Raw genomic sequence first — 12,504 nt, 5'->3', positions numbered from 1 at the left:
TTGAGGAAGGCTTGGGATGGGGGACCCCCCACACTACCCGAAGGACCCATCCTGAAAGGGGGCCCTCTTAGCAAGGGGTCCCCATGTGAGCAAGTGAACGCGGGAACTCGGGATTCCATCCGGTCGCTCAGCGACCACGGGTCCGTTCGGCCTCCTGGGCCCGAGCCCTCTCCCGGAACTCCCGCGCGAAAGCGGCATATCGGTCCTCGGCGATGGCCTTGCGCACATCCGCCATCAGCCCGAGGAAGTAGTGGAGGTTGTGCAGGGTGTTGAGGCGCATCGCGAGGATTTCGCCCGCGGCGAAGAGGTGCCGCAGGTACGCCCTGCTGAAGTTGCGGCAGGTGTAGCAGGAGCACGCCGGGTCGACCGGCCTGGGGTCCCTGGCGAATGCCGCATTGCGGATGGTGAGCTTGCCCTCCGAGGTGAAGAGCAGGCCGTTGCGCGCACAACGGGTCGGCAGCACGCAATCGAACATGTCCACCCCGTGCTCCACGCAGGTGACCAGGTCCACGGGGGTGCCCACACCCATGAGGTAACGCGGCTTGTCGCGAGGCAGGAGCGGCGCCGCGTAGGCCACGCCCGCGTGCATCGCCTCGGGGGCCTCGCCCACGGAGTACCCCCCCAGCGCGTACCCAGGAAGGTCCACCGCGCACACCTCCTCCGCGTGGCGCTTGCGCAGGTCCTCGTGGAGGCCGCCCTGGACGATGCCGAAGAGGGACGAGCGTCCTTCCCGGTTCCACGCCTTCACGCAGCGGTGCAGCCACCGCGTGGTGCGTGCGAGGGAATTTTCCAGGTACGGGCGGTCCTCGGTGGAGGGAGGGCACTCGTCGAAGGCCATGATGACGTCGGCGCCGAGCGTCTCCTGGATTTCGATGGAGCGCTCGGGGGTGAGGAAGTGACGCGCGCCGTCGAGGTGGGACTGGAAGGCAGCGCCCTCCTCGGTGATTTTGCGCTTCTCCGACAGGCTGAAGACCTGGAAGCCGCCGCTGTCGGTGAGCATGGGCCGGTTCCAGGAGACGAACTGGTGCAGGCCGCCCATCTCCCGCATCAGCGCTTCGCCGGGGCGCAGCATGAGGTGGTAGGTGTTGCCGAGGATGATTTGCGCGTCGAGCGCGAGCAGGTCATCCGGCCCCACGCCCTTGACGCTGCCCACGGTGCCCACAGGCATGAAGATGGGCGTCTCGATGGGGCCGTGCGGGGTGTTCAGCCGCCCACGGCGGGCCTTCGTTCCAGAGGCGTCCTCGTGGAGCAAATCGAAGCGCACCAGGCCCGGTGCCACCCGCGTGTCGCCCTTCTCGCGCGCCGTCTCCCGTACTCCCGCGTCCTGCTCACTCATGGCACTCACTCCGACACCAGCATGGCGTCGCCGTAGCTGAAGAATCGATAACCCTCGCGCACCGCCTCCGCGTATGCAGCCAGCGTGCGTTCGCGCCCCAAGAGCGCGCTGACGAGCACCACCAGCGTGGAGCGCGGCAGGTGGAAATTCGTGAGGAGCGCGTCCACCTGGCGGAAGGTGAAGCCCGGGCGGATGAAGAGCGTCGTCTCGCCCGGCCCTTCGCGCAGCAGGCCCGTGGTCGGGTCCGTCGCGGACTCCAGCGTGCGCACCACGGTGGTGCCCACGGCGACGACGCGCCGGCCCTCCGCTCGCGCCGCGTTCACCTCGCGCGCGGTGGCCTCGGGGACGGTGAAGCGCTCCGGGTGCATGTGGTGCTTGTCGAGTTCCTCTTCGCGCACCGGCAAGAAGGTCCCCGGCCCCACGTCCAGTGTCACCAGCGCGCGGCGCACGCCCTTGGCCGCCAGCGCGTCCAGGGTGTCCTGCGTGAAGTGCAGGCCGGCGGTGGGCGCGGCCACGGCGCCGGAGGCGCGCGCGTACACCGTCTGGTAGCGCTCGGCGTCCGCGGCATCGGGCTCGCGGGTGATGTAGGGCGGCAGCGGCAGGCGACCGGCGGCGTCGAGCAACGACGCCAGCGAGGCCCCCGGGCGCGCGTGGAAGCGCACGCGGTACTCCCCTCCCCCGAGCACCTCCAGCACCTCCGCCTCCAGGCCGCCGGCGAACGTGAGGCGCTGGGGGGGCTTGAGGCCCTTGGAGGCCTGGCCCAGACAGAGCCAGTCGAGCGACTCGGGAGCGCCATCGAGCGCGGCCGACGTCAGCGTGGAGGCGGCGGGCCGCACCACGAGCAGCTCCACGCGTCCGCCGGTGCCTGCCTTCTGGCCCAGCAGGCGCGCGGGGATGACGCGGGCGTCGTTGAGGACGAGCAGGTCACCGGGGCGCAGGAGCTCCAGCACGTCGGAGAACTGGCGGTGGCTCACGTCGCCGGTGGAGCGGCGGACGAGCATCAGTCGCGAGGCGTCGCGCTGGGCGAGCGGCGCCTGGGCGATCTGGGACTCGGGGAGTTCGAAGACGTAGTCTGAGAGGCGGGACGACACGGGGTTGGCGCTTGTAGCAGCCCCCGCGCCGCCGCGGAAAGCGCGCCGACGAAGGGGACGTCAGTAGAGCTGCTGGAGCTCGGCCCCGGGGTAGTAGTGGGTGAGGATTTCCAGGTACCCCCTGCCCTTGTCGGCGAGCGCCTTGGCGCCCCACTGGCAGAGCCCGGCCCCGTGGCCATAGCCGCGACCGGAGAACACATAGCCGTGGTCGGTTCGCTCCACCTCGAAGTCGAGACTCTTGAGGCGCGTGTAGCCGAGCCTGCGGCGGAGCTCCACGCCGTCCACCGTGCTGCCATCGCCCATGGTGATGCGGGTGACACGGCGGGTGGGCGTGCGCGCGGACACCTTCATGCCCTGGGCGGGGCGCTTGAGGGCGGCCTTGATTTCGGTGTCCGACATGGAGGCGGACCAGCGGCTCGCGGGCAGCCGTCCGCACGGACAGTCGACAGGCTGGAGGTAGGGCAAGTCACGGTGGAGGGCGTCCTGTCCGGACTCGGTGCGACCGCCACAGGAGGCGTGGAAGTAGGCCTCGATGGGGGCGAGCTCGTAGGTGAGCACCTGCCCTCGGGTGGCGTCGACGGCGGCGCGGGTGCGGGGGTCCTCGCGGTTGACGCCGCCATACACCTGATGGAGCACGCTGCTGCCGAGATGAAACGCGTTGCTATAGCTCTCCAGTTTCTTCTGGAGGGCATAGGTGCGCGCGGCGATGGCCTGGGCCTTGAGGGCCTCGGGCGGGAAGGAGACCGGCATCTCGCTGCCGAGCACCGCCGCGAGGTAGTCCTCGAGGGAGATGACGTTGATGAGCTGGAGCCCGTCGCGAAATGGACGCACGACGACATCACCGCGCACCTGGGCGCTGCCGGCCTTGAGCGGCTGTTCACCCGGAGCGCTCCCCGCGTCGTCAGAGGGGCTCAGACCCGCGCGGAAGCGGACGGAGTCTCCGATGACGGGTGCCCCGTTGACCTCGAGCCGGCCTGCCTTCCGACGGACGGTGGCGACATCGGAGGGGATGGGCACGAAGGTGGCCTCCTCGCTGTCCACGCCGAAGCCAAGTCCGCGCCCGCTGATGCGCACCTCCACTCCCGTGTCCTCGATGGCGATGCGCAGGGTCTCCACCGCGAGTGAACGCGGGGGAGCGAGCAGGAGCAGGAGCAGTGCAACAGGTCGCAACATGGCCTGGGAGTGTAGGAGCGTGGCCACGTGCCTCAAGAAAACGGCCAGAGGATGGGAGAGGATGGCGCGGCCGTGACACCTTTCGAGCCGCCCATTTCCCGTCTGCCCCCCTCGTCCTTCGTCCAGGCCCTCAGAGGGCTGGAGCCCCGTCCCGCCGCCCTGCTGAGTCGCCGGCTCGTCTCAGGGGCCTCCCTGGAGGCCTGCGCGAGCTTCTACGGGGTGTCGGAGCAGGCCCTCTCGGTGCGCTTGCTGCGAGCCGCCGTGTTGCTGGCGATGAGGCTGGGCACGGCAGCGAGGGAGCCGACGGAGGGCGAGGAGGAAGCAGCCTGGGCGCGGATGCTCGCGGCGGCGTTGGAGCGGGAGGATGCACCGGTGCCCGTGGGACTGGTGCCGGTGGTAGAGGTCTGCCGTCGGGTGCGAACCGTGAGTGCCGAGGTGGCCGCGGGCCTGGAAGCCGCGACGCGGGAAGACCAGGCCTCGCCAGTTCGGCAGCGCGAGGACTGGATGCGGAGGCTGGCTGTCGCGGCCCTCCTGGCCCTGACTGCATACCTGTACCTGTCGCGTCCGGAAGAGCCGCCCCGCCGCCCGCGCCCCCCGCCCCAACAACAGTTGGCGCCTGACGCCGGGTGACGACGGGCGCCGCCGCGTGCAGCAAGTCCCGAGGATGACCAGCGACCATCCACGCCGGACGCGGGGTGTTCCGCGATGGCTGCGGCCAGCAAGTGTCGCGCGTCACCAGTGACAGGCCACGCCAGCCCCGGGGTGTTGCGCGATGGGCGCGGCCGCGTCGAGCAAGTGTCGCGCGTCACCCACAACGGTGAGTCCACTGTGTCCCGACAAACGTCCGACACTCGCGGATGCCCTTGCTGGACGAAGTGCTGTCTGCGCGAATATGGGAGGCCCATGCGAGTCCCCTTCGTCGGCCTCCCGCTGCTCGTGGTCACCTGCCTCCTCGTGGGTTGCTCGAAGAACGTGGACACACGCGTCGCCGGTGATGACGACGCTGCCATCGATGGTGCATCCGCGAGGCTCGAAGAACTGAGGGCACGCGCGGCCCAGGATGACCTGTCGTGCCAGGACCGCTGTGAGGTGGCCAACCAGACCTGCGGCGTGGCCGAGGAGCAGTGCTCCCTGGTGGACCGGAACCCGGACCGGGATGATCTCCCTCCGCGCTGCGCACAGGGCCGCGAGCAGTGCTCCAGCGCGAGGGACAGCTGCGCGAGTTGCCAGAACGGCTGACCGGGCCGACGACGGGCTCGCGGGGGGAATCACCGGATTCAGCGACAGTCCTCGCCGGGGGAAGTGGACGGAACGCGACCGATGCGCACCGACGGCGGACCGTGCTTAGATACGCGGGTTTCCACTGTCGAGGAGCCGCGTCATGTCCCGTCCCATTTCCATGCTCATGGCAGCCCTGTTGGTCCTTCCGGGCATCGCCGGAGCGGACGAAGGGGGCGAGCTGACCCCCGAGAAGGTGGCTCACATCCGCCGAGACGAAGCGGCGGCGATGAAGAAGGTCGACGACGAGTTCGGCAATCGCAAGTCCTCGGAGATGAGCAACGAGGAGCGCGGACAAGCCATCCAGAAGCAGTCCGCGGCCACCTCGTCGGTGTTGGAGAAGCACGGCGTCACCGCGAAGGAGTACGACCGCTTCACCGCGAAGATGGGCCCCGAGGGCAACGAGCGGGCGAAGGCCGAGGGGCAGCGGCTGGAAGAGCAAGCCAAGTCGGCGAAGCAGGCCGCGGCGAAGCCCGCCGAGGAGAAGGAAGTCACCATTCAGCAAGGCTTCAGCAACGACAACCCCGTCGAGCTGGAGTCCACCGAGGGCGACAATCCCGTCGTCGAGATTGGCATTCCCGTCGAGGACGAAGAGGGAGCCGAAGGTGGCGCGGGGGCCGAGGGTGGCGAGGGCGCGAACGCGGAGGGCGCGGTGGCAGCCCAGGCCGCTGCCGCGAATGAGGATCAGGTGCCCGTGGAGATCATGGGCGGTGGGGACGACAAGCCTTCGAAGAAGGCCGCGCGCCGCGCCAGCTCACAGACGCCCAAGGTGAAGAAGAAGGCGGCGAAGAAGAGAAGGAGCTCGAACGACGACTGACGAAGTCGTCAGCTCCCGGAAGCACGCTTGCCGGGAGCCGCTGACGCTCAGCCCTTCCGCAGGTAGCCGTACTCCTGGGCGCGGGCACGCCAGGTCTCGTCATACGGGCACGAGCAGTCGGTCTCTTCCGGCTCCGGGTAGGCGTAACGCTCGCCCTTGTAGTTGCGGAACACGGTCTCTCGTTCGCCCCGCTCGACGACGTAGTCCGGCTGGAGCGTCACCTTGCCGCCGCCGCCGGGCAAATCCACCGCGAGGTGCGGCACGGCAAGTCCGGTGGTGTGGCCACGAAGCTGCTGGATGATCTCCAGGCCCTTGGTGATGGGCGTGCGCAGGTGCTCACAGCCTTCGGCCACGTCCATCTGGTGCAGGTAGTACGGCCGCACGCGGCTGCGCAGCAGCAGGTGGGACAGCTCCTTGATGATGCGAGCGTCCGAGTTGAGCTGCCGCATCAGCACAGCCTGGTTCTCCACGGGCACGCCGTGGTCCACCAGTCGCTCGCACGCCTCGCGCGCCTCGGGAGTCACTTCCTTCGGGTGATTGAAGTGCGTGACGACGAAGACGGGCGCATGGCGTCGCAGCGTGCTCGCCAGCGCATCGGTGACGCGCATGGGCAGAACCACTGGCACACGCGTGCCAATGCGAATCATCTCCACGTGGGGAATCTCGCTCAACGGCGCGAGCAGCTCTTCCAGGCGCTGCTCGCTGAGCAGGAATGGATCCCCGCCGGAGATGAGGACGTCACGCACCTCGGGGTGGCGCCGGATGTAGTCGATGCCACGGCGCATCTGGTCCTTGGACAGCTCCGCCACGCCGCCCTGGGTGATGCGCCTTCGCGTGCAGTGCCGGCAGTAGACCGAGCACGTATCCAGCGCCAGGAACAGCACCCGGTCTGGATACTTGTGGACGATGCACTCCTCTGGCCGCGTCTTGTCCTCACCGAGCGGATCCTCCAGCTCGCCGGGGCGTACGCGAGCCTCGGCCCGCACGGGAATGGACTGCATGCGGACCGGGCAGAACGGATGCTCCGGGTCGATGAGCGACAGGTAGTACGGGCTGATGCCAATGCGGAACAGCGAGGACGTCTCCTGGACGCCCGCGCGTTCATCGGCGGTCAATGGGATGAAGCGCTCGAGCTGCTCCAGCCCGCGCACCGCGTGGCGCTGATGCCAGCGCCAGTCGCCCCACTCCGCATCCGTGGCCTGGGGAAACAGGCGACGGCGCCCCGCGTCACTGAGCGAGGAGCGCTCGGTGAGGGAGTCCGCCGCCCCATTCATCGCAACCGCGGAGGTGTCCATCACGCCGCCCGGGTCTGCTCCCGCCACCACGCCTGGCCCTCTTCGGGCAGGGAGTCGATGGGGTCGAAGTACTCGTACTTCCGGTCGAGCGCCTCGGGGTCATTCGCCTCGATGCCCGTCCGGTAGTTCTTGGTCCAGAAGGAGATGCCGCGCGTGCGGTCATACTCGGCGATTTGATGGACCCAGCGTTTGCCCACGAAGGGCACGTCACAGACGATGCGCGGCGTCGCGAAGCCGGGCATGTAGCCCATGATGTCGTGCTGGAGCCGCTGCGCCTGATCCACGGAGAGCCGCCAGTGCTCGCTGTTGGGGATCATGTCGCACATGTAGAAGTAGTACGGCAGGATCTTCGCGTGGTCGAGCAGCGTGAAGCACAGCTCGAGCAGCGATTGCGCGCTGTCGTTGATGCCTCGCAGCAGCACGCCCTGGTTGCGGACATCACGGAAGCCCATGTCCAGCAGCTTGCGCACGGCCTTGCCCACCAGCGGCGTGAGCTGCGCGGCGTTGTTGACGTGCGTGTGCATCGCCAGGTCCACGCCCCGCTCCACGGCCTTCTTCGCCAGCCGGTCCAATCCCTGGAGGACCGAGTCCTGGAGGAAGTGCTGGGGAATGGCCATCAGCCCCTTGCTGGCCAGCCGGATGTCTCGGATGTTCGGAATGTCCATCAGCGAGCTGACGAACGGCTCCAACTGCTGGATGGGCAGGTTCGCGATGTCGCCGCCGGAGACCACCACGTCGCGCACGGTGGGCGTGCGGCGCAGGTACTCGAGCATCTGCTCGTAGCGGTCCTTCGGTCCGATGGAGAACTTGTGCTTGCTGACCTGGGGGACGTCGTTGCCCACCAGGTCCATGCGCGTACAGTGCCCGCAGTACTGGGGACACGTTGGCAGCATCTCCGCGAGCACCTTCGTCGGATAGCGGTGCGTCAGACCTTCGACGACCCACATGTCCTGCTCGTGAAGGCTGTCACGGCTGGCCTTCGGGTGATTGGGCCAGTCCGTGAGGCGGTCCGCGAAGGCGGGCAGCATGTAGCGCCGCACCGGATCCTTCCACAGGTCCTGGTAGTCCATCGTGTTGAGCATCTGCGGCGGGACGAGGATGGACATCGTCGCGCGCTCGCGCTGATCCCGCTCGAGGCTCTCCGCCAGGTCGTCCGGAAGGAGCGCACCCAGGGTGGCCCTGAGCTCCTTCAGGTTCTTGACGGTGTGCTTGCGCTGCCAGACGGAGCTTTCCCACTCCGCTTGGGTGACGTCCTTGTAGCCGGGGATGCGCCGCCAGTCGGGTTCCACGAACTCACGGCGGAGCGGATAAGAAAACGGCTGTTGCGCGGGACCGGCCTCGGCCTTGCCCCGGATGGGCGTCGATTGCATGGCGCATCACCTCAGCATGTAGCGTCGCGGGCCGGGCGTCATACCGCGCCCAGCACCACTTCATTCAACAAATCGTCGACGACGCCCGATGCCCGCTCCCTACTCAATGGCGAAGTTGACCAGCTTTTCGATCTTGTTCTCGGAGATCGAGACAACGACGGGCTTGGTCGTCTTGCCATTGAGCTTGAAGGAGATCTTCCTCTTGCCCACTGGGAGCACGAGGGGGCTTCCGAGCGTCACCGGCGTCTGACGGCCGGTCTTCTTGCCATCGACGAGGATTTCGGCGCCCGCGGGCTTCGTGCTGCAAGCCAGCATTCCCGTGGCCTTCGGCTTCGGCGGGGTCGGAGGCGCGGGAGCAGGCTTCACCGTCTCGACGCGCTTCTCCTCCTTGGTGAGGTCGAAGGAAATGGTCAGCTCACCGCCATCACCCTCGGCCAGGAACTCTCCGGAGTAGGTCTTGTATCCCGCCAGCTTCGCGGTGAACTGGTAGGTCTTCCCCACTTCCAGGTTGGCGAGCCGCGCGGCCGGGGTGCGTCCGACCTTCTTTCCATTCACGGAGATTTCCGCGCCGCTCTCACCCTCGAAGACAGCAGCGAGCTTCTTGGGTGCAGGCGGCGGAGGCTCCACGGGCTTGTTCTCCACAACAGGGTTCGCGGGAGGAGGCTTCTGCGTGGGAGGCGGAGTGGGCGTCTCCGTGCCTGGGGCGGGAGCGGTGTCGGGAGGCTGAGCGTCGACGACGGCGGTCGGAGGATCCGGGTTCTGGGGGGGCGTTGGAGTCCCCGTCTGCCCCGGGTCCACGATGGTGCCCGAAGGCCGCTCCTGGCCTCCCGGGTTGGCCACGGGCTCCGAGGGCCTCGCGGGTGGCTCCTCCGGCGGAGCCTGCGCCACGACCTCCGGGACCAGGTTGAAGGACACGGCCAGGGGTGGGCCTTCGACCACCGTCACGAACTTCTTCTCGGGCTTGTGCCCGGGAGCACTGGCCACGACCTCGTAGTCGCCGGCCGGAAGGGCCAGCATCATGTTGGGCTCGACCCTCTGCCCATTCACTTCGACGACGGCGCCGGCCTGCGGCACGGTGAAGGTGACCTGCTCCCCTGAAGGGCCGCCGAACAACACTACCAACAGGAGCAGCACCACCACGGCGATGCCGGCCGCGGAGCCAAAGAGCACCGGCTTGGGAAGGTTCGCCAGCGACTGCAGGGGCGAACCCTTCGCGGCGGGCCTGGACTTGGTCTTGGGCTTGGGCTTCGCGACAGGAACGGGCTTGGCCGTGGCCTTGGCGCCCTTCTTCGGCGCGGGCGCGGGCGTCTGCGTCCCGGTGACTTCCTCGCGCTCCTGGGTGTCGTCGGGATAACCCCCGCCGTCCTCGGAGCCGTAGCCGTCGTGTGTGTCGTAGCCCCCATCATCCTGGGGTGCGTCGTAGCCCCCGGCATCCTGGTGCTGGGGTGACGAGCCACGCTGCGGAACGCGATTGCTCCGCCCGTTCGCCGAGACGGTGATGTTGCCGGTGGTCTCTTCGGGCGGCTCCGCCGAGGCCTTCGAGCGCGTGGGGGGCGCGGTCGGCGCCGGGCCGATCATCGTCGCACCCGCGTAGGCCTCACCGTCCTCGCTGGCGATGACGACCTGGGACTTGGGTCCGCTCTTGCCCTTGCGCACCGAGGGCTCCGGCTCCCGCGACGGGTAGGCCGAGGCGGTGCCACTGCCCTGGAGGGTCGGAATCTCCGAACGCCCCGTGATGCTGTCGTCCACCAGCACGCTGCTCTCGGCGACGCGCGTCTCCGGGGACATGAAGGTCTGGGTCGAGTCGACGATCTGCGTCTTGTCGGCGCCACCGCCGTCCATCTCCTCCAGCTCTTCGGCCGTGGGGGGCGGAATGTAATTCGGGGCGGGATGAGCCGGTGCCGTGGGCGCGCGGCCCGCGGGAGAACCCGTCACCACCACCGCGGGCGGCGGGCGCCTCGTGCTCTGGCGCGGCGGCGAGGGAGGAACGGTGACGCCCGAGGTTTCGATCTGATCCGGGCGCTCGATTCCCGCGTAGCGCTCCATCTTCTCCGCCTCGCGGAGCATGTCCTCGGCGAAGGCCTCCTTCATGTAGGAGGAGAGGTGCTTCGACGAGTAGATGGCATCCCCAGCGAGGAGGAAGCGCATCAGGTCCTCGGCGAGATCCGAACCCCACTGGTAGCGGTCCTCGGTCTCACGCGCGAGCGCCTTGAGGACGACCTTCTCGAGTCCCGGCGGGATGTTCGGATTGAACTCGCGAGGAAGCGGAACGTCCGCGTTGCGCACCTTCTCCAGCGTGGAGAAGTCCGACTCACCGACGAAGAGCTTCTCACCGGTGAGCATCTCGTACAGCAGCACGCCGACGGCGAAGATGTCGCTGCGCCGGTCGATGGGCATGCCCCGGACCTGCTCCGGGCTCATGTAGCCGAACTTGCCCTTGAGGATGCCGGCCTGCGTCTTCTGCGAGCGGTTGGCCGCCTTGGCGATGCCGAAGTCGATGACCTTGACCTCGCCCTCATAGGAGATGAGGACGTTCTGAGGCGACACGTCACGGTGGATGATGTGCAGGTCCTGCCCGCGTGCGTCCTTCTTCCGGTGAGCGTAGTCCAGGCCGTCACAGAGCTTGGAGGCGATGAACACCGCCTGCGCGGTGGGCATGATCTCCTTACGCCGCCGGTATCGCTCCAGCATGGTCCGCACGTCGCGGCCCGCGACGTACTCCATGGCGATGAAGTACGTGTCGTCGTGCTTCCCGAGCTCGTGGATGTGCACGACGTTGGCGTGGTTCAGCTGAACGCTGATCCGCGCCTCATCGATGAACATCGTGATGAATTCCTCGTCCTCCGCCATCGTGGGGAGGATCTTCTTGATGGCGAGGATGCGCTCGAAGCCCTCGACGCCGAAGGCCTTCGCGATGAACACCTCGGCCATTCCGCCGACGTTGATGCGCTCGAGGAGCAGGTACTTCCCAAAAAGGGTCGGCTTCTTCATCTCGTGGAGCGGTCCGGGGCCGGGGAGCACCGCGGCAGGCGGAGCGCAGACCGGGCGGAGGACTGGACTCTAGTCGCAGCCTTCATAGCGAGTCAAACACGCATACACCCCTGAAACCTCAAGGAATTCGGGAGCTTGAACGCTTCTGAGCCCCATGGAAGCAGGAGCGGGAAGGAGGCGGCGCGTCACATGCCGGACGACCCATGCCCCAAGCCGCGAGGTGAAGCCCTACATCGCCCCCTGTCGTTCACGGTGTTCAGCGACAACCGGAGCGCCTGCGGCGTCGCTGGAGCAGACCACCATCCCGCAAGGCCACCTGTGATCCGTGGGTAGAACCCAGCGACGCAGTCCGGCGCAGGTGGAACAGGAGGGTTCGTACCGGCCCGTGCGGAGCCAGCATGTGGGCAGCGGTTTGAAGCCACGCGCCGGATTTGAGACCGCGCCAGTGAGAGTCGAGCCCGCGCACGCGTGCGGCAGGCATCATCGAGCCAGCCACTGGCGCCCTCCCAGGCACCTGGCGTTGCGTACGGAAGCGCCGCCAAGCCCCAACGCCAGTGGATATAGCTGCGTACCGCAATGCCAGCCGCCCCCCAGCTCCGGTAGAGCTGGAGTGGAGGTGGTGCTGGACTCCGTGGGTGCCAGCACGTGGGCAAGCAGCCTGGAGTCGCTGGCGGCCTTCGGGCACCTGGTGGCGTACGGGAGCGCGAGCGGGCCCCCAGCGGCGGTGGAGGTGGAGACGCTGTACGCGAAGTCGCTGAAGGTGAGCGCGTACTGGCTGCGCACGCCACACCCGGCCGCGCTGCAGCGGAGGGCTCGCGAGGCGCTGGGAAGCGCACTGGCGGGAGGGCAGCTGCGCGTGAAGCTGGGGCTGGTGGTGGGGTTGGAAGAAGCCGCGCACGCCCACCAGCGACTGGAGTCGCGCGCGACGGTGGGCAAGGTGGTGCTGCGAGTGCCCTGAGGCCGCGCAAGGCCGTCAGCGCTCGAGGGTGGCTTCAAGCCCAAGCCCGCGGACGCCCTGGCGGCCGGAGCGGGCACGGGGCCTCTTCACGGCGTCGGAAACTCCAGACGCACAAAAGCGAAAAGCCCCCGTCGCACGAGGCGACGAGGGCTTCTCTCAAAAAGAATCCGGCAGCGACCTACTCTCCCACGCGGT

The 12,504-nt window shown here is 68.2% G+C and carries 10 protein-coding genes; 4 read left to right on the top strand and 6 right to left on the bottom strand.

The genetic code is table 11. From position 1 onward, the window contains the following. Positions 1-127 precede the first annotated feature (127 nt). The 3 genes from tgt to HUA75_RS07155 are packed head-to-tail and all read right to left on the bottom strand — an operon-like array spanning position 128 to position 3,600. Positions 128-1,336, bottom strand: coding sequence for a tRNA guanosine(34) transglycosylase Tgt (tgt, locus tag HUA75_RS07165; protein WP_141643231.1), 1,209 nt, complete (start codon positions 1,334-1,336; stop codon positions 128-130). Positions 1,337-1,341: 5 nt separating this feature from the next. Beyond that, positions 1,342-2,427, bottom strand: coding sequence for a tRNA preQ1(34) S-adenosylmethionine ribosyltransferase-isomerase QueA (queA, locus tag HUA75_RS07160; protein ID WP_174485937.1), 1,086 nt, complete (start codon positions 2,425-2,427; stop codon positions 1,342-1,344). Between the two features lie 60 nt (positions 2,428-2,487). After that, positions 2,488-3,600, bottom strand: coding sequence for a SpoIID/LytB domain-containing protein (locus HUA75_RS07155; protein ID WP_141643229.1), 1,113 nt, complete (start codon positions 3,598-3,600; stop codon positions 2,488-2,490). A gap of 72 nt (positions 3,601-3,672) precedes the next feature. Between HUA75_RS07155 and HUA75_RS07150 the strand changes: the two genes are divergently transcribed. From HUA75_RS07150 to HUA75_RS07140, 3 genes are all read left to right on the top strand, one after another. Beyond that, a complete protein-coding gene (locus HUA75_RS07150) occupies positions 3,673-4,230 on the top strand; it encodes a hypothetical protein (protein ID WP_371746070.1) in 558 nt (185 codons plus the stop codon). A gap of 273 nt (positions 4,231-4,503) precedes the next feature. After that, complete coding sequence (locus HUA75_RS07145; RefSeq protein WP_174465797.1) at positions 4,504-4,839, top strand: hypothetical protein; 336 nt, start codon at positions 4,504-4,506, stop codon at positions 4,837-4,839. A gap of 142 nt (positions 4,840-4,981) precedes the next feature. Continuing rightward, on the top strand, positions 4,982-5,695 hold the full coding sequence (locus HUA75_RS07140) for a hypothetical protein (protein ID WP_174485936.1): 714 nt from the start codon (positions 4,982-4,984) through the stop codon (positions 5,693-5,695). Between the two features lie 47 nt (positions 5,696-5,742). Here HUA75_RS07140 and HUA75_RS07135 read toward each other — a convergent pair whose 3' ends face one another. The 3 genes from HUA75_RS07135 to HUA75_RS07125 form a co-directional block, all read right to left on the bottom strand. Then, positions 5,743-6,969 (bottom strand): KamA family radical SAM protein, encoded by a 1,227-nt coding sequence (locus HUA75_RS07135; protein ID WP_254627503.1) that lies wholly within the window; start codon positions 6,967-6,969, stop codon positions 5,743-5,745. 20 nt (positions 6,970-6,989) lie between these two features. Further along, a complete protein-coding gene (locus HUA75_RS07130; protein WP_174455875.1) occupies positions 6,990-8,360 on the bottom strand; it encodes a KamA family radical SAM protein in 1,371 nt (456 codons plus the stop codon). A gap of 99 nt (positions 8,361-8,459) precedes the next feature. Next, the gene (locus HUA75_RS07125; RefSeq protein ID WP_174485935.1) at positions 8,460-11,351 is read right to left on the bottom strand and encodes a serine/threonine-protein kinase; all 2,892 of its coding nucleotides are present in this window, start codon (positions 11,349-11,351) and stop codon (positions 8,460-8,462) included. Positions 11,352-11,676: 325 nt separating this feature from the next. Here HUA75_RS07125 and HUA75_RS46505 point away from each other — a divergent pair, with 325 nt between their 5' ends. Then, positions 11,677-12,309, top strand: a complete 633-nt coding sequence (locus tag HUA75_RS46505) for a zinc-binding dehydrogenase (protein ID WP_174485934.1) — start codon at positions 11,677-11,679, stop codon at positions 12,307-12,309. Positions 12,310-12,504 lie beyond the last annotated feature (195 nt).

Source organism: Myxococcus sp. CA040A (assembly GCF_013336725.1).
Taxonomy (GTDB): Bacteria; Myxococcota; Myxococcia; order Myxococcales; family Myxococcaceae; genus Myxococcus; species Myxococcus llanfairpwllgwyngyllgogerychwyrndrobwllllantysiliogogogochensis.
The sequence above is the reverse complement of the archived record's forward strand: the minus strand, read 5'-3'. Positions and strand labels throughout refer to the sequence as shown.